This window comes from Paenibacillus massiliensis subsp. panacisoli DSM 21345, from assembly GCF_000426545.1.
GTDB lineage: Bacteria > Bacillota > Bacilli > Paenibacillales > Paenibacillaceae > Paenibacillus > Paenibacillus panacisoli.
Map to the genome: position 1 here is coordinate 185,544 of NZ_KE384536.1, position 25,887 is coordinate 211,430.

The 25,887-nt window shown below is 49.6% G+C and carries 22 protein-coding genes and 1 tRNA gene; 5 read left to right on the top strand and 18 right to left on the bottom strand.

All coding sequences use genetic code 11. The annotated features are described in order from the left end of the window. Positions 1 to 86 precede the first annotated feature (86 nt). The gene (gene rnr / locus K331_RS0127875) at positions 87 to 2,690 is read right to left on the bottom strand and encodes a ribonuclease R (RefSeq protein WP_028592872.1); all 2,604 of its coding nucleotides are present in this window, start codon (positions 2,688 to 2,690) and stop codon (positions 87 to 89) included. A 285-nt stretch (positions 2,691 to 2,975) separates the two neighbouring features. Then, on the bottom strand, positions 2,976 to 3,206 hold the full coding sequence (gene secG / locus K331_RS0127880; protein WP_028592873.1) for a preprotein translocase subunit SecG: 231 nt from the start codon (positions 3,204 to 3,206) through the stop codon (positions 2,976 to 2,978). A gap of 386 nt (positions 3,207 to 3,592) precedes the next feature. Here secG and K331_RS0127885 point away from each other — a divergent pair, with 386 nt between their 5' ends. From K331_RS0127885 to K331_RS0127895, 3 genes are all read left to right on the top strand, one after another. Beyond that, complete coding sequence (locus K331_RS0127885) at positions 3,593 to 4,744, top strand: DUF4261 domain-containing protein (RefSeq protein ID WP_028592874.1); 1,152 nt, start codon at positions 3,593 to 3,595, stop codon at positions 4,742 to 4,744. A 66-nt stretch (positions 4,745 to 4,810) separates the two neighbouring features. Further along, positions 4,811 to 5,287: a GyrI-like domain-containing protein gene (locus tag K331_RS0127890; RefSeq protein WP_028592875.1), complete on the top strand. Its 477-nt coding sequence runs from the start codon at positions 4,811 to 4,813 to the stop codon at positions 5,285 to 5,287. A gap of 27 nt (positions 5,288 to 5,314) precedes the next feature. Further along, positions 5,315 to 5,944 carry a DJ-1/PfpI family protein gene (locus K331_RS0127895; protein ID WP_028592876.1) on the top strand — a complete coding sequence of 210 codons (630 nt, stop codon included), beginning with the start codon at positions 5,315 to 5,317 and terminating at the stop codon, positions 5,942 to 5,944. A 280-nt stretch (positions 5,945 to 6,224) separates the two neighbouring features. On the opposite strand, the gene eno is transcribed toward K331_RS0127895, so the two are convergent. The 6 genes from eno to K331_RS0127925 form a co-directional block, all read right to left on the bottom strand. Next, the gene (gene eno / locus K331_RS0127900) at positions 6,225 to 7,511 is read right to left on the bottom strand and encodes a phosphopyruvate hydratase (RefSeq protein WP_018888165.1); all 1,287 of its coding nucleotides are present in this window, start codon (positions 7,509 to 7,511) and stop codon (positions 6,225 to 6,227) included. Positions 7,512 to 7,596: 85 nt separating this feature from the next. Then, positions 7,597 to 9,141 (bottom strand): 2,3-bisphosphoglycerate-independent phosphoglycerate mutase, encoded by a 1,545-nt coding sequence (gene gpmI, locus K331_RS0127905; protein ID WP_028592877.1) that lies wholly within the window; start codon positions 9,139 to 9,141, stop codon positions 7,597 to 7,599. A 1-nt stretch (position 9,142) separates the two neighbouring features. After that, complete coding sequence (gene tpiA / locus K331_RS0127910; protein ID WP_018888163.1) at positions 9,143 to 9,895, bottom strand: triose-phosphate isomerase; 753 nt, start codon at positions 9,893 to 9,895, stop codon at positions 9,143 to 9,145. Positions 9,896 to 9,917: 22 nt separating this feature from the next. Beyond that, entirely contained in the window at positions 9,918 to 11,099 is a 1,182-nt protein-coding gene (locus K331_RS0127915; protein ID WP_028592878.1) for a phosphoglycerate kinase, read from the bottom strand. A 170-nt stretch (positions 11,100 to 11,269) separates the two neighbouring features. Next, positions 11,270 to 12,280, bottom strand: a complete 1,011-nt coding sequence (gene gap, locus K331_RS0127920) for a type I glyceraldehyde-3-phosphate dehydrogenase (protein WP_018888161.1) — start codon at positions 12,278 to 12,280, stop codon at positions 11,270 to 11,272. A 104-nt stretch (positions 12,281 to 12,384) separates the two neighbouring features. Further along, the gene (locus tag K331_RS0127925; protein ID WP_028592879.1) at positions 12,385 to 13,413 is read right to left on the bottom strand and encodes a sugar-binding transcriptional regulator; all 1,029 of its coding nucleotides are present in this window, start codon (positions 13,411 to 13,413) and stop codon (positions 12,385 to 12,387) included. A 474-nt stretch (positions 13,414 to 13,887) separates the two neighbouring features. Between K331_RS0127925 and K331_RS0127930 the strand changes: the two genes are divergently transcribed. After that, positions 13,888 to 13,962: transfer RNA gene (locus K331_RS0127930), tRNA-Arg, on the top strand. Between the two features lie 224 nt (positions 13,963 to 14,186). Next, positions 14,187 to 14,783 (top strand): ATP-dependent Clp endopeptidase proteolytic subunit ClpP, encoded by a 597-nt coding sequence (gene clpP, locus K331_RS0127935; RefSeq protein ID WP_018888159.1) that lies wholly within the window; start codon positions 14,187 to 14,189, stop codon positions 14,781 to 14,783. Between the two features lie 227 nt (positions 14,784 to 15,010). Here clpP and K331_RS0127940 read toward each other — a convergent pair whose 3' ends face one another. From K331_RS0127940 to K331_RS0127985, 10 genes are all read right to left on the bottom strand, one after another. Then, positions 15,011 to 16,087 (bottom strand): DUF3298 domain-containing protein, encoded by a 1,077-nt coding sequence (locus tag K331_RS0127940; protein WP_028592880.1) that lies wholly within the window; start codon positions 16,085 to 16,087, stop codon positions 15,011 to 15,013. Positions 16,088 to 16,300: 213 nt separating this feature from the next. Further along, the gene (locus K331_RS0127945; protein WP_028592881.1) at positions 16,301 to 17,065 is read right to left on the bottom strand and encodes an SIMPL domain-containing protein; all 765 of its coding nucleotides are present in this window, start codon (positions 17,063 to 17,065) and stop codon (positions 16,301 to 16,303) included. Positions 17,066 to 17,336: 271 nt separating this feature from the next. Beyond that, entirely contained in the window at positions 17,337 to 17,606 is a 270-nt protein-coding gene (locus K331_RS0127950; RefSeq protein WP_018888156.1) for an HPr family phosphocarrier protein, read from the bottom strand. Positions 17,607 to 17,766: 160 nt separating this feature from the next. Beyond that, complete coding sequence (whiA, locus tag K331_RS0127955) at positions 17,767 to 18,702, bottom strand: DNA-binding protein WhiA (RefSeq protein WP_028592882.1); 936 nt, start codon at positions 18,700 to 18,702, stop codon at positions 17,767 to 17,769. Between the two features lie 6 nt (positions 18,703 to 18,708). After that, the gene (locus K331_RS0127960) at positions 18,709 to 19,698 is read right to left on the bottom strand and encodes a gluconeogenesis factor YvcK family protein (protein ID WP_018888154.1); all 990 of its coding nucleotides are present in this window, start codon (positions 19,696 to 19,698) and stop codon (positions 18,709 to 18,711) included. Positions 19,699 to 19,713: 15 nt separating this feature from the next. Beyond that, complete coding sequence (gene rapZ / locus K331_RS0127965; protein ID WP_018888153.1) at positions 19,714 to 20,613, bottom strand: RNase adapter RapZ; 900 nt, start codon at positions 20,611 to 20,613, stop codon at positions 19,714 to 19,716. Positions 20,614 to 20,661: 48 nt separating this feature from the next. Next, entirely contained in the window at positions 20,662 to 21,612 is a 951-nt protein-coding gene (locus K331_RS0127970) for an ROK family glucokinase (RefSeq protein WP_028592883.1), read from the bottom strand. A 259-nt stretch (positions 21,613 to 21,871) separates the two neighbouring features. Further along, on the bottom strand, positions 21,872 to 22,825 hold the full coding sequence (trxB, locus tag K331_RS0127975; RefSeq protein ID WP_025681425.1) for a thioredoxin-disulfide reductase: 954 nt from the start codon (positions 22,823 to 22,825) through the stop codon (positions 21,872 to 21,874). A 70-nt stretch (positions 22,826 to 22,895) separates the two neighbouring features. Next, positions 22,896 to 24,641 carry a tetratricopeptide repeat protein gene (locus K331_RS0127980; protein WP_028592884.1) on the bottom strand — a complete coding sequence of 582 codons (1,746 nt, stop codon included), beginning with the start codon at positions 24,639 to 24,641 and terminating at the stop codon, positions 22,896 to 22,898. 284 nt (positions 24,642 to 24,925) lie between these two features. Beyond that, on the bottom strand, positions 24,926 to 25,873 hold the full coding sequence (locus tag K331_RS0127985; protein ID WP_028592885.1) for a ribose-phosphate diphosphokinase: 948 nt from the start codon (positions 25,871 to 25,873) through the stop codon (positions 24,926 to 24,928). Between the last annotated feature and the right edge of the window lie 14 nt (positions 25,874 to 25,887).

Sequence of the window (25,887 nt, forward strand, 5' to 3'; positions counted from 1 at the left end):
TTCTACTGTTACTACTGCTGCTACCCGCTCACCATCTCTGCCTCGCAGCTTTTGAGCCTTTTCACAATATCATTTTTCTTGCCGAATTACTTCTTTTTCTTGCGAACAAAAGCCGCTGTGCCGTTGCCATTGCCGTTCCCCTTACTCTTCCGCTTGCGGCGCGATCCACCGTTTCTTCCAGGGACCGCTCCTTCACCAATGAAAATCCCGCTCTCACTGGTCTTCTTGCGACGCCCTTGACCACCCAAGCCCTTACCACCGCCAGCAGGTGCTGGCGAATTGTAGCCGCCCTTGCCGCTACCGAAGGCAAAGCTACGCTGCTGTGCAGGCTGATCTGCTCGCGATGTACCCTGTTCAGGGCCACCTTTGCGGCCATTTCCACCGGACTTCGCCGGGTTGCCGGTCTTGGACTTCGGCTTGCCGCGTTCGCCTTGGCGACCTCGGTGATCTTCGCTACGTGAAGAGCCCTTGCCTCGTCCTCCGCCAAATCTGCCGCCGCCACCTTCAGAACGGCCACCATCCGCACGATCTGGTCGCCCTCGCTCGCGGCGTGGCTTCATATCGACCATCTCGAAGTCAATCGTATGCTCATCCATATTGACACGAGCGACGCGAATCTTGACCTCATCCCCGATGCGGAACACCTTGGAGGTGCGCTCACCAATCAGGGCCATATGCTGCTCATCAAAATGATAGAAGTCATCGGTCAATCCGCTCAAGCGAATCAGACCTTCGACGGTATTCTCCAGCTCGATGAACATACCGAAGCCTGTCACGCTGCTGATAATCCCATCGAATTCCTGCCCGACCTTATCGAGCATGTATTCTGCTTTCTTCATCTGCTCGGTATCCCGCTCAGCATCTACTGCTACCCGCTCACGCTCAGAGGATTGCTGTGCGATGTCATGCATACGGCTGGCCAAATACTCCTGGCGATCGGCCGGAAGGAGCCCACCATGCTCAATGACCTCGCGAATGACGCGGTGAATGACAAGATCCGGATAACGACGGATTGGCGAGGTGAAATGGGAGTAATATTCAGCTGCCAGCCCGAAGTGCCCCGTCATCGACGCATCGTATTTCGCCTGCTTCATAGAACGCAGCATCATCGTACTGATGACGGTCTGCTCCTTGGTACCCTCGATCGACTCCAGCAAGCTCTGGAGTGCACGCGGATGAATCGCATTACCTCGACCCTTAATTTGATGTCCAAAATTCGCAGCAAAAGCCATGAAGTTCTGCAGCTTTTCCTGATCCGGGTCCTCGTGAATCCGGTAGATGAACGGTACCTTCAGCCAGTGGAAATGCTCAGCGACAGTCTCATTCGCTGCCAGCATGAATTCCTCGATGATCTGCTCTGCGATCGTCCGCTCTCTTTTGACAATATCAACCGCCTTGCCCTCTTCGTCCACGATGACCTTCGCCTCGTCGAAGTCAAAGTCCACCGCTCCACGCTTCATCCGCTTGTTGCGCAGCTTGAGCGCCAGCTCCTTCATGAGTCGGAAGTTATCGACGAGGTCGGCGTAGCGTTCCATCACTTCCGGGTCCTCTTCCTCCAGAATGATGCGAACATTCTTATAGGTCATCCGTTCCTTCGTCTTGATCACACTGGTGAAAATATCATGGCGCACGACCTTCATCTGCTCATCGAATTCCATCTCGCATGACATGGTCAGTCGATCCACTTGCGGGTTCAAGGAACAGATTCCGTTCGACAGGCGGTGCGGCAGCATCGGAATAACACGGTCCACAAGGTACACGCTACAGCCCCGATTATATGCCTCCTGGTCCAGCTTGGAATTCTCCCGCACATAATAGCCCACATCGGCGATATGCACACCCAGCAGGTAATGTCCGTTCTCCAGTCGCTCTACATTGACCGCATCATCCAGATCCTTGGCATCCTCACCATCAATCGTTACGATCGTCTTGCCGCGCAGGTCACGGCGCCCCTGACGGATGATCTCATCCTCCGTAATGGCATCAGGTGCAGCCTCTGCTTCAGCCATGACCTCCTCCGGAAATGCCTCTGGAAGCTGGTGCTTGCGGATGACAGAGAGGATATCGATACCCGGATCATCCTTATGACCGAGAATCTCAATGATCTCGCCCTCTGCCGCTGCCCGTCCCTCTGGATAATTGACGATCTTGACGACCACCTTCTGCCCGTTCACCGCTCCATTGAAGGATGGCTGTGGGATGAAGATATCCCGATTCACACGCTTGTCATCTGGCAGTACAAATCCGTATACCTCATGGCTCTGGAAGACACCTACGATCTGGGTGATGCCACGGGTAACGATACGCACCACTTCGCCCTCCAGGCGCCCGCCAGAAGGTCCGCTCGATGTGACACGGACCAGAACAGTATCCCCATTCATAGCCCCTTTGAGGTCATTCGCATGAATGTATACATCCTTCGATTCCCGATCCTCAGGAATGAGAAAAGCAAAACCCTTCGCATGAGACTGCAGCCGACCGCGGATCAGGTTCATCCGTTCCGGCACCCCGTAACGATTGTTGTGTGTCAGCAGAATTTGTCCGCTTTCCTCCAGCGCATTCAGCACCTTCAGGAACTCCCTGAAATCAGATGCCTCTTCAATGCCGAAATGCTGCTCCAGCTCCTGGTAGGTCATAGGTTTATAAGCGGTCTCCCGCATAAACTCCAAAATTGCTTCTTTCGTTATCATGTGTATTGTCCACCTCGGGTGCCCTGTAATTTTGACCTGTGCGTATTGGCGATGTAGCCCCAGGCCAATGCGTCAATGCTGTGCCGGGTACATCCGAAGTCTGCTCCAGAACATACCTTTCCTGTACAGCAGACCTTAGTATACTCATACCCTAGTATACACCATATTAATCCACAGCATCCGTATAGGATGACCCATTATCCTTTTTAAGATTCGAACCCGCATTTTCATTCACAAAAAAAGCCTTCGTTTCATTGTGAAACGAAGGCTTTCATATTTCCTTGATTAAGTATAGATAGCAACGATAACCGATACGATCATGAACGCCGCACCCAGACCTGCAGTAGCACGTTGGAGCACCAGATCCATACCGCGAGCTTTGGTCTTACCGAACAGATGCTCAGCTCCACCAGAGATGGCACCGGACAAGCCTGCGCTCTTACCTTTTTGCAGCAATACTACGGTAACCACAGCCAGGGACAACACTACAAGCACAATCTTCAAGAACAATTCCATGTTAATCCACCTCCTATGAGACTGCATCTGATCTTCAAGAACCCAATACAGCAACATGTATGTCAAATGATGATTATCTGTAATTAGGGCCAAGCATAATGCTTAAAACACCAATTTCATTCTATCATACCCCACGGAGGTTGACAACCTGATTTACGTGATTGGCTTTTTCAGCCGCTCCTACAATGAAATTCGTCTCATGGGATAGCAACGAAGTAGACCTTTACAAAAACGGATGCTAATGGAGTTCCATTTTCTTAATTCACAAAATTTCAAGGCCCTCTGTGATACTTGCATTTAGGTTGAGAAGGCGTTGCATGTATTGGTATAATAAGACAATTCATTCATACTACAAAATTCCAAGCTACAACAAAGGAGACAATTACATGACAGTGCAACAGCAAGCGGCCAAGGAGTCCTTGATTGAATGGTTGTCACACGAGCAAGAGCTGGGGCATAAGCCTCGCAGGATTGAGCCAGCGGGAGAGTTCGAACTGCACGGCATGCGCTACTACATATTTAAGTACAAGAAGAATCTACTGGGTGGTTGGCTGATTGGGGTATGCGGCGGTTATGAGAGCCCCGAGGATACGCAGCACTGCGGTCATGTATTCAGTGAGATGCAGCCTTATAATCCATCTACAGCCGAGCAGGATGCCATCGCGATGGTGGAAATGATTCGTGAATACTGGATGCAACAAGCTGCAGCCTATGAAGCCGCTGGAGAAGCCCCAGCGCAGGGAGGCTCATCAGATTCCGATGACTCCGACGACTCTCCGGGGCTATTTACCGGATTCGTGCTGCTGAATTCATCTGAGTTCAATGAAGAACAGATCAAAGCGAATCTGCTTCAAGACTGGAGCATCTCGGTTGATGCTGCCGTGGCGGAGGAAGACCATTCTCGTGAAGATCAGGACGGCCCGACTCCCCTGGTCTTCGAGGCAGAGGGCTGTATGATCGCTGTCAGCTTCGTGAATGCCCCTGTTCCTGATGATGAGGCGGTACGTAATGCAGCAAGCAATTATCTCTGGCCCGAGGCAGAAGAGGTCACTCGCACCCATGTCGCCCAGATCATCATCGCTGTATTCAAGCGCGAGAGCTCTCTGCTGGATACCGCTGCCGTATACACCAAGCTGGCCTCGAGCTGCCTTAAGCTCCCCAATGCGATCGGACTATACTCCTCGGGGACGGTATTCCAGCCTTCGTTCTTCCAGGAAGTAACGGAGGACATGAAGGTTAACGAGCAATTCCCGTTGTTAAACCTGGTATACTTCGGTTTGTTGCGTTCAGAGAACGGAGTGAGTGGCTATACGATTGGACTGAACTCCTTTGGCAAGGATGAGATCGAGGTGCTCGAAAGCCCTGCTTCTCCTGCTGAGCTCCGCGATTTTCTGGTGGATATAGCCTGGTATATTATCAGTTATAATGTTACCTTGCGCGATGGAGAGACCATTGGTTTCACTGAGGAGCAGAAGCTGGCCATTCGTCGCTCGGCTGGCGTGAATATCCAGGGAGACACACTTAAGATTCAGTTCTAGTAGCTCATGTATCTGACTTATACACTGTCATGAATAACATTCAATCATTCAGGAGGTTAAGCTCCCATGCAGCCCCAGACCATCCAACTCGATGCATTTCAGGTAGTTGGCTACCGATTGGAAGCCACTGTTGAGGAATTCGAAGCAGGACTAGGCCAAGACACATATCATGCCCTGGTCAATCGTAAGCATGAGCTATCCTCCATAAATCAAGATGAGGTATTACTCATCCAAATATACCCTGAAGATGAGGGATTCGATCCCAAGAGCGACACCTTCTCACATATTATCGGATATCGTACAGCTGGTATAGTAGAGGCGCCGTCCGAACTCATTATTCATCATATCGATAAGAGCTCTTATGTCCGATATACGCATGTTAGCCCCGAGTCTGCATTAAATGAGACCTATGATTACCTTTATCAAGAATGGATTCCGTCTCAAGGCTATGAGCTTCGGGACTACGATTTTGAGGTATGGGGAGCTGCTTACCAGCCCGAAAGCGAAGCGAATAAGATCGAGCTGTACATTGCGATTAATTAAAACGGCTCAATGAGGGGAGGAGCGTCCATGCCTGTGCCTTATCAGGTTGGCATATTTTTGTTCAACGAGGTGGAAGTGCTGGATTTCGCTGGGCCCTTTGAGGTGTTCTCGATCACTGAGACGCAAGCCTTCCACAAGAACGAAGCTGGGGCGGCCGTGACAGCTAAGGCCTTCACCGTGCATACGGTATCAGCGGACGGAGCCATGATTACGGCACGCAATGGACTTCAGGTACAGCCGGGTCACAGCTTTCAGACCTTGCCTGTAGTTGATCTACTCATTGTCCCAGGTGGCTATGGCGCGGAGGAAATTGAAATACGCAAGCCAGAGGTACTGGAATGGCTGCGTGAACAGGCACAGAACAAGGTGCAGATTGCCTCTGTTTGTACAGGAGCTTTACTGCTTGCTGAGGCTGGGCTACTCGACGGTCGTTCAGCCACTACACATTGGATGGATCTGGAGCGCCTTGCCCGAGACTATCCTGTCGTACAGGTCCAAAGTGGCGTCAAATACGTGGATGAGAACGATATAATTACCTCTGGAGGAATATCGGCAGGTATACATATGTCCCTCCATCTCGTCAGTCGCTATCTAGACGTAGAGACAGCCCTTCAGACAGCTAGACGCATGGAATACGATTGGAAAGCTCCTGATTGACGAGGATGCATCCGTGCAAGCCCGATTACTCAGAGTGAGCACATACAGATTAGTTATCTAGATGCCAGGTGACGACCCTTGGTTGTACACCTCAGCAAGTATGGTACGTTTGCGAGCCATATGCAAAAGAAAAAGCGGACCCGCAGGTCCGCTTTTTGTCGTAGAATAAGCCCTCATACAGAAGCACCTTATTGTGTAAGGATACTACAGTACATCAGCACTCATTCATATGCTAAGCACACATTCCAAGTCTTCAGGTGAAGACGTCAGGAACCGTTACTTATTTTTTCAGGTTGTAGAAGGATTTCAGGCCGTTGTATTGTGCCAATTCACCCAGTTCGTCTTCGATGCGAAGCAGTTGGTTGTATTTTGCAATACGGTCTGTACGGGAAGGTGCACCCGTTTTGATTTGGCCAGCATTAGTAGCAACCGCGATGTCAGCGATTGTGCTGTCTTCGGACTCACCGGAACGGTGGGAGATAACAGCTGTGTAACCAGCGCGTTTTGCCATTTCGATCGCATCGAAAGTCTCAGTCAATGTACCAATTTGGTTCACTTTGATCAGGATAGAGTTACCGATGTTTTCTTCGATACCTTTGCCCAGACGCTCAGTGTTAGTAACGAACAGATCGTCACCCACCAGTTGGATTTTGTTGCCCAGTTTCTCAGTGAGCAATTTCCAACCTTCCCAGTCGTCTTCGGAGCAGCCATCTTCAATGGTAACGATTGGGTATTTTTCCACCCAAGAAGCCAACAGGTCAACGAACTCAGCAGGTGTGAAGGATTTTCCTTCGCCTTCCAGTACGTATTTACCATCCTTGAAGAACTCAGTGGAAGCTACGTCCATACCCAGCAATACGTCTTCGCCTGGTTTGTAACCAGCTTTTTCGATAGCTTCGATGATAGAGGACAGAGCATCTTCGTTGGAAGTGAAGTTAGGAGCGAATCCACCTTCGTCACCAACTGCAGTGTTCAGGCCTTTATTTTTCAGTACGGTTTTCAGGTTGTGGAAGATTTCAGCACCCATACGCAGTGCTTCCTTGAAAGTTGGAGCGCCAACAGGCAGAACCATGAACTCTTGTACGTCAACGTTGTTGTCCGCATGAGCGCCACCGTTAACGATGTTCATCATTGGTACTGGCAGTTGCTTCGCATTGAATCCACCCAGGTACTGGTACAATGGCAGTGCCAGAGCTTCAGCAGCAGCACGAGCTACACCCATGGATACTGCGAGGATCGCATTAGCACCCAGTTTACCTTTGTTTGGAGTACCGTCCAGGCTGATCATCAGCTTGTCGATCTCAACTTGGTTCACAGCATCCAGACCGATAACTTCTGGTGCGATGATTTCATTTACGTTCTTAACAGCTTGCAGAACGCCTTTGCCAAGGTAACGATCTTTATCGTTGTCACGAAGTTCTACAGCTTCATGAGCACCAGTGGATGCACCGGAAGGTACGATCGCACGGCCAATTGCGCCGGACTCCAGATATACTTCAACTTCAACAGTCGGGTTACCACGGGAGTCAAGGACTTCGCGGGCGTATACATCAGTAATAATAGTCATTTGTACACAGTCTCCTTTAATTATGTTATGAGGGTCGCCTCTTCGCTCCCGCATTCAGCAGAGATTGAAGAAGCGTCAGTACCAATTACTTACGGCTTGCAATCATGGACTGGCCTGTCATCTCGGCAGGCTTAGGCAGCCCCATCAGATCAAGCAACGTTGGTGCGACATCGGCCAAGATACCTTTGTCACGCAGTACCACATTCTCATCTGTAACGATGAATGGCACAGGGTTCGTTGTGTGTGCAGTGAATGGACGGCCTTGCTCGTCAATCTCCATATCTGCATTACCGTGGTCCGCAATGATGATCACGACGCCGCCTTTGGCTTTGACTGCATCAACCACACGACCTACACACTCATCCGTTACCTCTACCGCCTTGATTGTAGGTTCCATCATACCGGAGTGACCTACCATATCCGGGTTGGCAAAGTTCAAGATGATCGCGTCGTGTTTGTCCGCTTCGATCTCCTTCACACAGGCATCAGCTACCTCGTAGGCACTCATTTCCGGCTGCAGGTCATATGTAGCTACCTTAGGAGAGTTAATCAGGATACGTGTCTCGCCTGGAAGCTCCACATCACGCCCACCACTGAAGAAGAACGTTACGTGTGGGTATTTCTCCGTCTCAGCGATACGCAGCTGCTTCTTGTTGTTCTGCACAAGCACTTCACCGAAAGTGTTATCCAGATTCTTAGGCTCGTAAGCCACGAAGCCGTTCACCGTCTCACTGAACAGGGTCAGACACACAAAGTGCAGTTGCTGCGGGAACTTCGGTCCACGGTCAAAGCCACGGAAATCGTTGCTTGTGAACACTTGGGACAGCTGGATTGCACGGTCAGGGCGGAAGTTCAAGAAGATGACCGAGTCATTCGTCTCTACCAGGCCTACTGGACTTCCATCTGCCTTGGTAATGACTGTCGGCTCTACGAATTCATCGAATACGGACTTCTCGTACGATTCCTTGAGTGCTTTCAGTGGATCGGTGTATTTCGGTCCATCACCATACACAATGGCACGGTAGGACTTCTCTACACGCTCCCAGCGCTTATCACGGTCCATAGCATAATATCGGCCTTGAACCGTCGCAATTTTACCAATACCTACTTCTTCGATCTTGGCAATCAGCTTCTCCATAAAGCCAACACCGCTATCCGGGCTGACATCACGGCCATCCATGAAGGCATGGATGTAGACTTCTTGCAGCTCTTCCTTCTTGGCGAGGTCCAGCATCGCGAACAAATGCTCGATATGACTGTGCACGCCGCCGTCGGAGAGCAGACCATACAGATGAAGCTTGGTATTGTTCTGCTTCGCATGGCGAACCGCTTCCACCAATGTCGGGTTATCAAAGAATTCACCGTCACGAATGGATTTGGAGATTCGAGTCAAATCCTGATACACGATTCGGCCAGCACCGATATTCAGATGACCTACCTCAGAGTTACCCATCTGTCCTTCAGGCAAGCCTACAGCTTCACCAGAAGCCGTGAGCGTCGTGTTCGGATATTGAGTCAAGTATTTATCATAATTCGGCTTATTGGCTTGTGCGACAGCATTACCTTCAACCTTGTCACGCAGACCAAAGCCGTCCATGATAATGAGAGCAACCGGTTTGGGTGCAGTCATCTTACTTCGCCCCCTCAACAAGTGCAATGTAGGATGCAGGCTGAAGGCTTGCACCACCAACAAGAGCCCCGTCGATGTCACTTTGTCCCATATACTCGGCTACATTCTCAGGCTTAACGCTACCGCCGTATTGAATACGAACAGCATCCGCCACTTGCTCACCGTACAGTCCTTTAACCAGACTACGGATATAAGCAATGACTTCGTTAGCATCCTGTGCAGTCGAGGATTTGCCAGTTCCAATCGCCCAGATTGGCTCATAAGCGATAACTACTTTAGCTGCTTGGTCTGCAGCCAGACCTGCAAATGCAGCTTCCGTCTGTACCTTGCAGACTTCCTTCGTCTGGTTAGCTTCACGCTCTTCCAGCTTCTCACCGACACATACGATCGGAGTCAAGCCATGACGGAAGGAAGCATGAACCTTCTTGTTCACCGTCTCATCAGTCTCAGCAAAGTACTGACGACGCTCGGAGTGGCCAATAATGACGTAATCTACGCCAAGATCCGCCAGCATACGTCCGCTGATCTCACCAGTGAACGCACCATCTTCTTCAAAATGGACGTTTTGTGCTCCAACTTTGATGGCCGTTCCCTTAACCGCTTCTACCAACGCTGGCAGATTCGTGAAAGGTGCACAAATGACGCTCTCTACGCCTTCAACTTCAGCTTTGCCTTTGACTTCTTGAACGAAGTCCTTAGCCTCTGGAACAGTCTTGAACATCTTCCAGTTGCCTGCAATAATAGGTGTTCTCAATATGTTCAGCTCCCTTGCCTTATTACTTGTCGTTCAGTGCTACAACGCCAGGAAGTGCTTTACCTTCCATGAACTCAAGAGAAGCGCCGCCACCAGTAGAGATGTGATTCATCTTGTCAGCCAGATTGAATTTCTCTGCAGCTGCTGCGGAATCCCCGCCTCCAATAATAGTGTAACCTTCTGTGTTCGCGCAAGCTTCAGCCACTTCACGAGTACCACCAGCGAATGGCTCCATTTCGAAGACACCCATTGGTCCGTTCCATACAACCAGCTTGGAGTTCTTGATAACATCAGCATAGATCGCGCGAGTCTTCGGTCCGATGTCCACGCCTTCCCATTCAGCAGGAATACTGTCGATGTCTACGATTTGAGTGTTAGCATTCGCACTGAAATCATCAGACACTACGATGTCCACTGGCAGGTAGAATTTCTTACCGAGCTTCTCAGCCTTCTCGATGAAGCCCAGAACCACATCCAGCTTGGATTCATCCAGCAGGGATTTACCGATCTCGTGTCCTTGAGCCTTGAAGAACGTATAAGCCAGACCACCACCGATAATGATGTTGTCTGCCAGCTCAGTCAGATGGTTGATCACGTCAATTTTGTCTTTAACCTTAGATCCACCGATGATCGCAGTGAAAGGACGCTCAGGGCTAGACAGAGCCTTACCCAATACATCCAGTTCTCTCTCCATCAACAGACCGGATACTGCTGGCAGGTGATGTGCGATCCCTTCTGTGGAAGCGTGAGCACGGTGTGCAGCTCCGAAGGCATCGTTCACGAATACATCCGCGAGTTCAGCAAATTGCTTAGCCAGCTCAGCATCGTTCTTCTCTTCACCAGGATAGAAGCGCACGTTCTCAAGCAGCAATACATCGCCATTGTTCAGCTTGGCAACTTCAGCCTTCACGTTCTCGCCAATTGCCTCATCAACCTTCTGAACAGGCTTGTTCAGCAGCTCGGACAAGCGTGCAGCAACTGGAGTCAGACGCATTTCCTCAACAACTTGACCCTTTGGACGGCCAAAGTGGCTAGCGAGGATGATCTTAGCGCCTTGCTCAATCAAATAGTTGATTGTTGGCAGTGTCTCGCGGATTCGCTTGTCATCTGTAATTTTACCATTTTCTACAGGCACATTAAAATCTACACGGACAAATACCTTTTTCCCGTTCAACTCGATATCACGTACACTCTTTTTGTTCATCGTATGTTCCTCCATACCCTTAATATTTTAATGGGAATTCCCCAAGGAAGAGCATTCCACAGGAGTCACTTGTGAGTACAACTCTGTTGTCATCTGGCAACAAGTTCATAGATAAAGAGCGGAAACAATAACGACTGTTTCCGCTCTATAGTGTTACTCAGGTTCAGGGATTACTTAGCCAGTTTGGCGAAGTGCTCCAAAGTACGAACCAATTGAGCTGTGTAGGACATTTCGTTGTCGTACCAAGCTACAGTCTTAACCAGTTGCTTGTCGCCAACAGTCAGAACTTTAGTTTGAGTAGCGTCGAACAGGGAACCGAAAGTGATACCCTTGATATCGGAAGATACGATTTCATCTTCAGTGTAGCCATAAGTTTCTGGGTCGGAAGCTTCTTTCATAGCTGCGTTGATTTCTTCTGCAGTTACTTTCTTGTCCAGTACAGTTACCAGCTCAGTCAGGGAACCAGTAGCTACTGGTACGCGTTGTGCAGCTCCATCCAATTTGCCTTGCAGTTCAGGAATAACCAGACCGATTGCTTTAGCAGCACCAGTTGTGTTAGGGATGATGTTCTCAGCAGCAGCGCGAGCACGACGGAAGTCGCCTTTAGCGTGTGGAGCATCCAATGTATTTTGGTCGCCAGTGTAAGCGTGAATAGTAGTCATCAGACCTTCTACGATGCCGAACTTGTCTTGCAGCGTCTTAGCCATAGGAGCCAAGCAGTTCGTTGTGCAAGAAGCACCGGAGATTACAGTTTCGGAACCATCAAGAATATCATGGTTTACGTTGTAAACGATCGTCTTCATGTCGCCAGTAGCTGGAGCGGAGATAACAACTTTCTTAGCTCCACCTTTAAGGTGCTTCTCAGCAGCCTCTTTAGTTGTGAAGAAGCCTGTGCACTCCAGAACGATATCAACGCCCAGGTCGCCCCATGGCAGCTCTTCAGGGTTGCGGTTAGCCAGAACCTTAACTTCCTTGCCGTTTACTTTGAAGAAGCCGTCATGTACTTCAACGTCGCCTTCGAAACGTCCTTGAGTAGTATCGTATTTGAGCAAGTGCGCCAGCATTTTAGCGTCTGTCAAATCGTTGATTGCAACAACTTCAATACCTTCTACGTTTTGAATACGACGGAAAGCCAAGCGTCCAATACGTCCAAAACCGTTAATACCTACTTTAACTGCCATGAGTAAGTTCCTCCCAAGTTTCGTTTTTATTTATTCAAGACAGAGCGGTTAAGCCCGTCAAGACAACAATATGAATGATTGCCTATGCTACTTAAGACAGCAATCTAGCTGTTGCTCACAATAATGTTAGCTGCTGCTTCGTCCGTGACCAGAATATCCTCATGACCAAAACGAAGAACTGCCTGAATCGCCGTAGCCTTGCTAGAACCTCCAGCAATCGCCAGCACAATCTCAGTTCGCTTGATGTCCTCCAGTCGGAGCCCAAGCGTCAGCATCTTGTGAACGACAATACCATCCTCGTTAAAGTAATAGCCGAATGACTCTGCAACGGCCCCTTCAGCACGAATCTCATTAATGACTTCCTGCTCCAGCCTGCGACGGCGGGCCATCTCATTGGCATTCCCGATGCCATGAATGATAATTCGACTTTTACGGATAATACTGACAATCTCCTGAACGCTCTGATCCTGATGCAATGATTCATAAGCATGGTTACTCAGCAGATCAGGGACGTGAAGCAGTCGGTACTGGGCACCAACCTTGCGTGCCATAGTGGAAGCAATCGTGTTCGCTTGCATCTCCATGCTCTCGCCAAGTCCGCCGCGTGCGGGTACGAACCATCCACCGCGAATCGGGCCTGTGGGCGGTGTAGTCAACTGCTCAGCCACCTCGGCAATCGTAGTGCCACCAGTGACGGCAATGATATCCTCATCCCCCATAATCCCCAGAAGGGCTTTGGCGCCCGCTCTTCCCAGCTCTCTTCTCGCAAGAGGCGAGCTATCCGAGTCACCGGGTACAACGACAACCTTCCTCAGGTTGTACATCTGACGAATCTGTTCCTCGAGCAGGGACAATCCGAACAATTCCTTGGCAATCGGCTCAAGCCGCTCTAGCAGCTCGTATCCGGCCTCGCTCACCCTCATGCCTACATGATCAATCTCCAGAAGCCCTTGGGCCTTCAACAGATCGGTTTCAGCTCGCAGTACACGTTCTGTCATATGAAGGGATGACGCCAGCGTTCGGCGGCCAACCACCTCAGACAGCATGATCTGATGCAGGATGGTATATCTTTTTTTCAAAACTTCCGTGAGATCAGGCAGAAGCTGCTTCTGTATTTCTAATATATTTCGCATGCTTTCCACTCCTGCAGACTTCTATTCTGCTCTAACTCACAATCAGATGGTACAGTCCATCTCAAACCAAGCTGGTCTCAAAATGTCCCGGGTTAACTTTTTAAGTCCCACAGTTATTCTACCCAATATTTGCTTCAGAAGCAAGTGCCCCGAACCTATATTTCACTACCTTTTTGCCCTTTATACATAAGTAAGGAATCTTTACGTCAAAAAAACAGATTCAGGCTATAAATTTTGCAAAAGGATACATCTTCCGTTAGGTATTGGTCAGTTACGTTACCCCAGATGGCATGTTATACATGTTATATATCGGTAAATATCCATAGATCATATAATAAGCGTGCGTTCTAATCAGATACTTGCTTTTTCATTCCACTTAGCATATAATCATCTTTGCTCGCCAATTCGTTCATTAGCTACTTAATTAGTTAGTGAGAGATATAATTGATTGAGTATTGCTTTAACAAATAGCATGCGCCCGTGGTCCAATGGATATGACGTAGGCCTCCGGAGCCTGAGATCAAGGTTCGATTCCTTGCGGGCGCGCCATACTTTCTTAAGAACTTGTACATAAGCACTTATTATATTGTTAACCATGTAAGAGCGGATTCGCTCTTTTTTTGATTCTTTAGTTTGACTTTCTTTGACTTTTTGATTTAAATTGTTTATGATGTGGTTATTAAGGTAACAGTTTAATGGGAAGGGACTTTGGAAGAATATATTCTAAGACCTTTCGCAACACATAATCGAACTAATTTAAGGGAGGTTTTTACGTGAGTTACATTCCTATGGTCGTTGAACAAACCAATCGCGGCGAACGCGCCTATGACATCTATTCCAGATTGCTGAAGGATCGCATTATTTTCCTCGGTTCTGATGTAAATGATGTTGTTGCCAATTCCATTATCGCTCAAATGCTGTTTCTGACTGCGGAAGATCCGGAAAAAGACATCCACTTGTACATCAACAGTCCTGGCGGTTCGATCACAGCCGGCATGGCGATCTTCGATACTATGCATTTCATTAAGCCCGATGTATCTACCATCTGTGTAGGTATGGCTGCTTCGATGGGCGCATTCTTGCTGAATGCAGGGGCCAAGGGCAAGCGCTTCGCGCTTCCGAACAGTGAGATCATGATTCACCAGCCGCTGGGCGGAGCCCAAGGACAGGCGACAGACATCGAGATCCGTGCACGTCGCATCCTCAAGATGCGTGACAAGCTGAACAAGATTCTGGCTGAGCGCACAGGACAGCCGCTGGAACGGATTGAGAAGGACACCGACCGCGACTACTTCATGTCCGCTGAGGAAGCCAAGGAATATGGTCTGGTTGACCAAGTGATCTCCAGCACTCCACCACAAGGTGTCTAATACACCTTGCCTGAGGGTATGGCGTGACCTAGGGTCAGGGAAATAGTTGACAGCAACAGATAAGCCGCCTCCGGTTATAGCCGAAGGCGGCTTGTTTAGCTTTTTCACCCTGTCCTGTAGGTAGCTTGTTATGTTTCCTTTGATGCGTTGTGTGTAATTTCTTGGTTTGACTGCTTATTCAGGCCTTCTCATGAGTCGCTGTGAAAATAGCTATTCTCAGATATTCTTTAACGAGAGAAGGGGCCCTTTCCTTGTGGCAGCAATGAGCTATATGGGAATACGAACTCCGGAATCCCGGCAGCATAAGCCGTGTACTCATATTGCTGGAAGAAGATCACCACGCCTGCAGGAGACAGATAGAAATCCTGATCTTTGCCAATGCCCTTAAAGTCCCCAAGATAGCCACCGTGGTTCGTAACTTGTGGAGTCAGCTTGTCATTTAGTGCCTTCAGGTAATTTGGGTTCGCACCCAATACGTCTTCCAGCTTCAGCAGCTGTCCATCCTTCAGAGAGAAGGTATAGCCTTTACGGACAGTCATCCCGTGTGCTCCGCCAAGGTATCCATACTCATCCACAACCAGGCTGACGACATCAGCTTGAAGATCCGTTACCAAATAGTTATTCTCAAATTGAAATGGACGGTCTGCCGTCGGGCCGCCAGTCTTTACAGATTCTTTGGAAGCAGCCGCCAACTCTTCCGCACGCTTCTTCAGGACCTCGTTGATCTTGGCTATTCCGGGATAGTCGCCCTCTAATTTCAATGTATGAATATCATATTGAACCGTAGGCTCTTCCTGCTGCAGCACAGGCTCCATGGACCATTTTAAAAGCTGATTCTGTCCCGCACTCATCCGAACCTGCTTACTCGCACCGTCCCACGCTGCCTGGACGCCCAGATAATTCTTCACCACACCAATCGGTATATAGAGCTTACCGTTCTTCTTGGTTCCTTCCATACCCTTCGTATAGACCTGGTTCACGTTCATAAACAGCTCTTCAGCGCTCCCGTCATAAATACGAACCTTGTTCTGTCCACCATTAATTGTATAGGTCAAGCTCTCGGCATCATAAGAGACACCCAGCTTCAGGTCATCACGCAATGCGGATACAGGAATCATAGTCTTGCCTTGAATCAACAAGCCCTTATCCTTAAGCTCTTGTCCCTCCCAGAACAGCTTCACTTGCTGATTCTGAGCTTCTTGTACGGTCGATGAGGCCCAGGTAGACGATATCGGCAGCATTGCCCCTGTAACTACTGCTGTAGCCAGCAGCAGGTGCCCTATGGGCTTAGTGTAGTATCTCATAACATCCGTCTCTCCTTTATCAACATTTATGTACCTTTTCAAAAAGCTATTCTACGCTGACCCATGTTGAATTGGGTAACAACCCCGGTTACAAGATTGTTAGAATCTTATGCCAGCCTTTAGACGGGTCGAAAATCAAACAGAGGCTGCCACTCTCTTATGCAAGTTCAGTGACAGCCTCCGCTTGGATTACACCTGGATAGCTAAGGTTATTTATTTCATTTCATATTGTGCGCTAAGCTGCGTACTGATCTTCACTTCACCAGGTTCGAATGATGTGGAGTCCGCAGTGCCGCCTGCTCTGGATTCCATCAATTCATTTTTGAGGTACACGAAAGGTACTTGGGCCTGCTCCAGATTCACATTCAACAGGGTACCAAGCTGGCGATTGGCAGCCTTGGCTACTGCCCCAGCTTTCATCTGGGCGTTAGCCAACGCCTTCGCGATCACTTGCTCCTCATATGGCTGTGTATCCTCTACCGAGAATTGGATGTTGTCCACGCTGTTCGCTCCAGCATTGGTTGCCGCGTCCAGCAGCTCGCCTACCTTGCTCAGATCGCGGTATTTCACGCTCAACGTGTGAGTAGCAACGTAACCAATGAGCTGTTGGCCTTCTTTTTCAGTATAGCTATAGTTAGGTTGCACATAGAATTGGTTCGTCTGGATATCCTTGTCTGCAATGCCCCATGTCTGCTTGAGCAGTGCGTTCAGCTTGGTCATTCTTTCTGCGTTCAACTTCTGAGCCTCAGCCGCTGTCTTCCCTTCAGTCCGCACACCGATGTAGAGAGTAGCCATATCCGGCTTGATCGAAATCTCTCCAGACCCATTAACACTGATGACATTACGGATTACATCTGATGCTGTTGCTGCATACGCCCGGCCGCTATCCTGTCCTCCCAGTCCTACGGTTCCAAAACCGCCCAAAAATACGCTACCTGCCAGCAAGGCTGCTCCTGCTGCTCTTGTCCATGTTTTCATTTACATGCTCCTCCTTTGATATGGCCCTGCTTATGTTGAAGTTGGATAATTTTAACCTCTAGACGGAATTACACAAAAAAGGTTGCACTACATAAACCCAGAGTACAAAAAAAGATCAGCGGAATCTCTCCCTGATCATGTGTATAGCTTCTCCACCCTATGTATAGCACTTCATAATTCAATAAATAAGTTCCAATTCTAATTACGTATTACTATTCTGACTATATACAAAAAGCCCCTCTTCAGGGGCTGCACACCGACAGAGCGCCGATTATTGATTTTCGAGTTCTTCCTTGCTTACCAAGCTTACTAAAGCGTTTACAGCCTGTTCAGCGTCCGCACCCTCAGCACTAATGTAGATTTCTGTCCCGGAGCTGATTGCCAGGCTCATAATTCCCATGATGCTCTTGGCATTTACTTTCTTGTCGTCCTTCTCTACGAAGACCTCAGAAGAATATTTATTGGCTTCCTGTACGAATAATGCAGCTGGTCTGGCATGCAGTCCTGTTTTCAAACGTACAACTACCGGATGTTTAGACATGTTCAACAACTCCCCCTTATTTAGAGTGCAATCTATCAACACAAATGAAACATAAATACACCATTTTATTTATCACATTATACCATTAACCGGGGCCATTAACTAGAAAAAAAACAGCAACCGTCCAGTCGAGATGCCAGATGCAGCAGTTGGAAGTCCGTCAGGACAGTTCTGCACGTACTTTCTCCGCCATTTCATCAATCTTGCGGAGACGATGATTGACGCCCGATTTACTCACTGTACCCTTCAGCAGCTCGCCGACTTCCTTCAGATTCATATCCGGGTGAGCCAGCCGAACCTCCGCTACCTCACGCAGCTTATCAGGCAAAGACTCCAGCCCGACTTCCTTTTGCAGCAACTTGATGTTTTCAATCTGCCGCACAGCGGCACCGATCGTCTTGTTCAGATTCGCCGTCTCACAATTCACGATCCGATTCACCGAGTTACGCATGTCACGCATAATACGTACGTCCTCGAACTTGAACAAGGCCTGATGTGCACCAATAATGCTTAATAGCTCAATAATCTTCTCGCCTTCCTTGATGTAAAGAATAAAGCCCTTCTTGCGCTCAATACAACGTGCGTTCAGATGAAATTCATTCGCAAGCTCTACGAGTGCCTGGCAATGCTCCTCATACATCGATGCGATCTCCAGATGATAGGATGAGCCCTCGGGATTGTTCACGGAGCCTCCAGCCATGAAAGCCCCGCGCAGATAAGCCCGCTTACAACAGTTTTTCCGAATGATCTCCTTATTAATCCCTTCGGTAAATACAAATCCCTCAGACACAATATGAAGCTCTTTCAGAATTTCCTGTACCTTGCTCGGTATACGGACAATATATACATTATTTTTCTTAAGCCGCATCTTTTTACGAACCAACAGTTCAGTATGCACTTGAAAATGCTTCTTGATGAAGGAATAGATCCGTCGTGCAATCGCGGCATTCTCCGTTGATATGTCCAGAACGACTTTCTTGTTCGTAAGCTGGACTGAGCCAAGCATCTGAATCAGGGCTGACAATTCTGCCTTCTCACAGCAATCCTGAGCTTCAATCAGGGTCAGCTCTTTTTTGGTCTGGGCCGCAAATGACAATGGATTTCACCTCCTTCTGAACATCCAATTCTGTACCAGCTGATAAATGTGCTGGCTCAACTTGTCAGCATCATGGCGCAGGTACGTTCGAAATAGCACCAGTGTATCCGCCACCACTTTATATCCTCGCTCTGACACCGGTCCGAGATCAAGCTGTACGGGTCTTGCCCCTTGCTCGGCATACTTCTCCTGCACCTGAGGCGGAATCTCCCCATTGTTCACAATAACATAGTCAAATAATTGATGTCCTACATGGTCCACGATTGCTTGAAGATGGTCGCCGACACTGTAGTTATCCGTTTCTCCAGGCTGTGTCATCACATTACAGACAAAAATCTTGACCGCATCAGACGACACCACAGCCTCAGCCAGCTTGGGAACCAGCAGATTGGGAAGAATACTAGTATACAGACTTCCCGGGCCAATGAGTATCGCATCAGCCTTCTGGATCGCTTCCACAGCCTCAGGCAACGGCTCCACGTGATCCGGCTCAAGGTAGACTCGCTTGATCCGCATGCCCGCCTCCGGGATCTTGGACTCGCCTGTGACGATGGAGCCATCCTCCATCTCGGCATGAAGAATGACGCCCTCACCCGCAGCAGGAAGCACGCGCCCGCGAACGGCAAATACCCTGCAAAGCTCTCGCACAGCCGTAACAAAATCACCATCAGAAATATCGGTCATGGCAGCCAGTATCAGATTACCCAGACTATGTCCTGCAAGCCCTGAGCCGGAGGCAAAGCGATACTTGAGCAGATCCGCCATCAGTGGCTCTACATCTGCCAATGCAGTCAACACATTTCGTATATCCCCCGGCGGTGGCATCTGTAGCTCATTTCGTAAAATCCCTGAGCTACCGCCATCGTCAGCTACAGTGACAATGGCGGTAATATCCAGCGGCTTCTGCTTAAGACCTCTTAGCATGACTGACAGGCCCGTACCCCCGCCCATGACGACAATACGTGGACGCTCCAGCTGTTGTCCCGCTGTTTTCATAAACTCACCTCTATTTTAATGCCGATCCCGATCGGCATCCCTGTGACTGACCGAGACAACCTCTGTTTCGCTTGCACCGAGCATTTTGCCCAGATACTCTGATATCGCTACCGAGCGGTGCTTACCACCAGTACAGCCTATTCCAATAATGACCTGGCTCTTTCCTTCCTTCCGATATTGTGGAATAAGGAAATGCAGCATATCCAATAGCTTGGTCAGGAATGACTGGGTCTCTGGCCACTTCATAACATAATCATATACGTCACTATCTTGTCCCGTGCGTGGTCGCAGCTGCTCCACATAATGCGGATTAGGCAGGAACCGAACATCAAATACCAAATCTGCATCAATCGGAATTCCATACTTGAAGCCGAACGATGTGATGTTGACCGAAAACTGACTGCCCTCAAGATGTGAGAAACGCGCAATAATGCGTTCTTTCAGAACAGCTGGCTTCAGCGAGCTGGTGTCGATCACTTGTGTAGCCGAGTACTTCAGCTCTTCCAGCATCTTGCGCTCCAGACGAATGCCATCAAGCGGCATTCCTTCCGGAGCAAGCGGATGACGACGACGACTCTCCTTGTATCGCTGTACAAGGACGGCATCACTGGCATCCAAGAATAGAATTTCACAATGTATGGTGAAATGATCCTTAACGTAATTCAGCGATTCAGAGAGCGCCGTGAAAAACTCCCGGCCCCGCAAGTCAATGACCAGGGCAACCTTGGCAATCTTGCCTTTCGATTGTTCAATCAATTCGGCAAATTTGGGAATCAGCACGGGCGGAAGATTATCTACACAGAAGAATCCCAGGTCCTCCAGGCTTTGGACGGCAATCGTCTTCCCTGCACCCGACATCCCTGTAATGATGATTAGTGTTGCGGTCGCGGTTGCTATTGAGCTGTTTTCCGACATGCGGCTCCCCTCTTTCCCCATACGCTTGAATGAATTATAGCTATCTAATCAGGAACGCAGCAGCAGACCTGCTGCCCCTACGACCCCAGCGTCATTGCCGAGGATAGCGGGCACAACGGTGAGTCCCTGATACAACGGTCCTGGCGTCAGCTGACGAACAACCTCACGTAGCTCATCGAACAGGATATCCCCTGCCTTAGAGACACCCCCACCGACGATGAACATCTGCGGATTCAACACAGCTGCCGTAGTAGCCATGGCCTTTCCTAGATAAAAGGCTGCGCGGCGAACGATGCGGACCGCTGTCTCATCACCCTGCTTTGCGGCATCGAAGACATCCTTGGCCATGATATGCTCTACCTGAGCCAGCGCAGTAAGCTCTCCCCGTTCCACGGCATCCTTCGCCATACGGATAATCCCGGTTGCGGAGGAGACGGTCTCTAGACAGCCCATCTTGCCGCAGCCACACTGAATGGCTTCCAGGTCAGGAACCACTGCGATATGACCAACTTCACCAGCCATACCGGAGAAGCCTTGGTAGATCTTGCCGCCTATGATGATCCCACCACCCACGCCCGTTCCAAGCGTAAAGCATACACAATTGGCAACGCCTTTGCCTGCTCCAGCCCATGCCTCACCCAGTGCTGCTACATTGGCATCATTCTCTATCTTCACTGGCTTACCAATCCGCTTCTCTAGCAGAGCACGAATCGGCACGTCCTTAAAGCCTACGTTGGGAGCCAGTACAACAACTCCATCCTCCGAATTCAGGAATCCAGCAATGCCAGCTCCTACTCCTTGCAGCTGATCCCAGCTATAGGGAGAATCCTCGACAATCTGTCTGACGTACTGCTCGATATTGGATAGGATTGTCTCCACACCTTCACCGGTTCCTGTCGGACCCTCATAGGTCTGTAGAAGCTGTCCCTCGCTGTTACAGATACCAACCTTTATTGCTGTACCACCCAAGTCAACACCAACGTAGATACCCTCGGACATAATAAGCCACCTTCTTCTATAACTTTAGTAAGAGACTAAAATTCAAATTATCGCGCTTACAGCAAGGGGTTTCCCGCCTTGGTCTTACCTACGTATCCAACTATAAGCGAACCTATTCATCCGGTCAAGCAGACCCGAAAGGATAGCTTCCCCGGCCGAAAACTGGCAACACCCACACATGCATGTTGCCAGCAAGGTGGGTGTGGGGAATACAATTAACGATGTAAGACCAAATTCCTGGCCTGATCTCTGCTTCTGGTTATTGATCCAGGGTCTCGCTCCAATCATGCACCATGCTACCCTCAAGGTACTTCTCAGCATCCATAGCTGCCATACAACCGGAGCCAGCTGCTGTGATAGCTTGACGATATCGGGTATCCTGCACGTCTCCACATGCAAAGACGCCTGGTATGTTCGTCTCGGTCGTTCCAGGTCTTACTTCGATATAGCCATGGCTATCCGTCGTCACCTGTCCCGCGAGGAAGCCTGTATTCGGTGTATGACCAATCGCTACGAATACACCGTCCGCTTCAATGAACTCCTCTTGCCCAGTCTCATTGTTGAGCACCTTCAAGCCCTTCACGCCAGTCGCCTCAGCCACGACCTCGAGTGGAGTACGATTCAAGGACCAGAGCACCTTCTCGTTATCACGGGCACGATCCTGCATGATCTTGGAGGCACGCAATTCTTCTCTGCGGTGAACCAGTGTAACGCTGGACGCAAATCTCGTCAGGAAGCTTGCCTCCTCCATCGCCGAGTCTCCTCCACCAATAACAATGATTTTCTTGTTACGGAAGAAGAAGCCATCGCAAGTAGCACAAGTACTCACTCCCCGGCCCACATTATCCTGCTCACCTGGAATGCCCAGATATCTGGCGGATGCCCCAGTAGCAATAATGAGGGATTCCGTCTCAATGACGCCCACTCCCTCTACTTTGACTTTGAAAGGACGCTTGGACAGATCCACCTCTTCCACCCAGCCGGATTTGAACTCGGCTCCAAAGCGTTCGGCCTGCTTGCGCATGTTATCCATTAATTCAGGCCCCATAATGCCATCAGGAAAGCCTGGGAAATTCTCTACTTCGGTAGTTGTCGTAAGCTGTCCGCCTGGTTGCATGCCTTCAATGACAAGTGGATTCATATTGGCTCTTGCCAGGTAGATCGCTGCCGTATAGCCTGCAGGACCTGTGCCGATAATAAGGGATTTGTACATGGAAATGACCTCCTTCAAAGTAGTGCTTCGTCTGTGCTGGGTGCAACCCGAGTACATCCTTGCTGCCACACTATACTCGTTCTGTGAAATCCTTCAGGGTCTTGCTCGTCTTTGTGCTGATGCCACATACCGAATCAATCTGCCGGGCATATCGACTAATCGTGGATACCGATATCCCGTAATAATCTGCAACCTCACGATAGGTGACGCGTTGGTGATTCATTTTAGCCGTCAGGTACTCCAGCGCTGCAGACCAGCCTTCTACATGCTGAATCACGAGCTCATGCCCAACATGATTCACATACTCAGACCAGAGCTGCTTCAGATCATTGATCTGGGCGGCGTCATAGCGTTGTCCCATGACGGAGACGGCTCTGTCGAGAACAGCCTGAAGCTGAATGTTGGCAGAATCCGAGAACATCGTTTCACTTCGCAGCTTCTCCGGAATGACCGTGACAGAGGGGGCTGCCTCCTGCTCAGGATGCTCTACTTCCATCTCACGGAGCACCTTAGTGGCCGCTTGATGCAAGGTGTCACTCAGACCCGTCTCGGTGAGGAATGTCTCAAGTGCCTGCCGTACTTCCTCATCACCGATCAATTCCAGGGCATGAATCACCTGAAGCCTGGTTGCATCATCACCATGATGCAGAGCCCAGAAGAAGGAAGAGCGCACAAGCGGGTCCTTCTTCATATCATCGGGCATACTGCGCGAGCCATATTTCTCCCACAGCTTGAACTGCTCGTCGAACGGCAGATGGTAGTGATAGCTCAGCTTCTCAAGCTGCTTCCCCTGAGACTTAAGCTCATCCATTCGGGATAGATAGAACCTCGGAATCTCGGAGGAAGGATCTAGCTTCTGCACCTTCGCCCACAGTCGCACGGCCTCGTCATATCGTCCTGTATTGCTGGCCGCTACGGCAGCATAGTGGTACAAGGAAGGGTCCGTTCCACTCTCGGTCTGCCTCAACAGCCGCCGGAAATGGTGATACGCCTCTTCATGATGCTCCAGAATGCCCATGGTTGTGCCTAGCTTGAACACTTGATCTTGCTGGAAGGGAATTGTGACCGCGAGAGTCTTGATCAATGCGTCCAGATGGGGACCACCGCCCTCATTCTGATAGAAGATCGCCAGATTGCACAGGGCATGCAGATTGCCTGGATCAGACTCCAGCACTTGGAGAATGGTCTCTTTGGCCTTCTTGAACATGCCCATGTAGTAGTAGGACAACGCCAGATTGTTACGGGCTGCAAGCAGTTCAGGCTGATCACCCGAGATCTGCTCCAGCAGTTTCGCCGCTTGGGCGAACTTGCCCTCTTCCAGCAGCTTTCTGGCTTGATCATGCTCGACGACTCCACCCCGAGCCTTGATCCGGTTCAGCTTGGTTGGACGATTCAGCTCATAGTACAGCAGCTCCATCATGTCCTCTGCCTCTTCCAGATACTGCCCCTCTGCGTCTTCCTCCAGATAGGTGACCAAGGCACGCTCCGCCTCTTCAAATTGTTCCATATTGGCATAGTTATTAGCCATATAGAAGTAGCATTCCGTCATTGATGGATTGACATGCGTCAACACGTGGTCCAGAACCTCGTTGGAACCTGTATAATTCCCCATCTCTGATAATATACCCGCCATATTGCAATGATTCACCGGATTATCCGGTTCATATTCCACAGCTTTGCGAAAATATTTCAATGCCTTGTCATAATGATTGCGATCCAGCGAGCGGACGGCTCTCTCGAAGAAAAAGGACGCGTCGAGACGCAAGGTGATCATATTGGAGCGAGTGTCCGTAACCCGCAGGTTTTTGCCTTTCATAATAACAAAGGCACCTCCTTTAACTTGCTATTGAGCCTATCTATTATAACATAACTTGATTGCCACTTCTCACAGAAATCAGCAAGTTATTTTTGGTACCAGCTCCGGACAACGCACTACAATATGCTTCACTTTTCTCTTCTCTGTTAACTGCAATTACGGGCAATTCACCCCCGACCGGAGATCGAACTGAGTGTTTAAGATAGGAGCTACTTTATGTTGGGCTAACAATCCCTCAAATTGGAAAATGTCGGAAATAAAAAATCCAAAAAGACGCATGGCATTTAAATGCCTGCGTCCTTGAACAGGGTAGCAATCGAGCCACCATCCATAATTATGCGAACAGCCTGAGCCAGCATAGGCGCAACGGAGAGCACCTTAAGCCGCTCCATCCCTTCTGCGGATAGCTTGATGGAGTCTGTCACGACAATCTCCCGGATGAACGGATGATTCAGCTTGTTCAGAGCACTGCCCGAGAACAGTCCATGTGTGGCACAGACAATGACTGGCTGCGAGCCTCTTTCCCTCAAGCTCTCCACCACATTCACAATCGTAGTTCCGGTATCAATCAGATCCTCAATAATAATCGGCGTACGCCCCTCCACATCTCCAATAACGTGCGTAATGACAGACTCATTATGAGCTGGACGCTTCTTGATCATGATGGCAAACGGGGAATCCAGTTGATTCGCCAGCTTCTCCGCCATGGAGGCACGGCCTGCATCTGGGGATACAACTACGGGACGTTCAAGAGACTGCGAACAGAGATGCTCACTAATCAGATCCAGGGCGGTCAAATGATCCACCGGAATGTTAAAAAAGCCTTGAATCGCTGCCGCATGCAAATCCAGCGTCACGACACGTGTAGCCCCTACCGTAGTCAGGACATCAGCCAGCATCTTGGCGGAGATTGGCTCGCGTGGAGCCGCCTTGCGCTCCTGCCTCGCATACCCGTAATAAGGTACTACAATATTAATTGTCCGGGCAGAAGCACGCTTAGCCGCATCAATCATGACAAGCAGCTCCACGAACAGCTCATTGATAGGGTGCGCGAGGGATTGCACCAGGAACACATCACAGTTACGTATGCTCTCCTCATAGTGAACATAGACTTCTCCACTCTTGAAGCGCGATAGCTTAATGCGCCCCAATTCTACACCCAGCTTGTCACATATGCTCGCAGCCAGCTCAGGATTCGATGATCCCGAGAAAATCCGCAGACTCTGTTGCATGCTTGTCCTCCCCC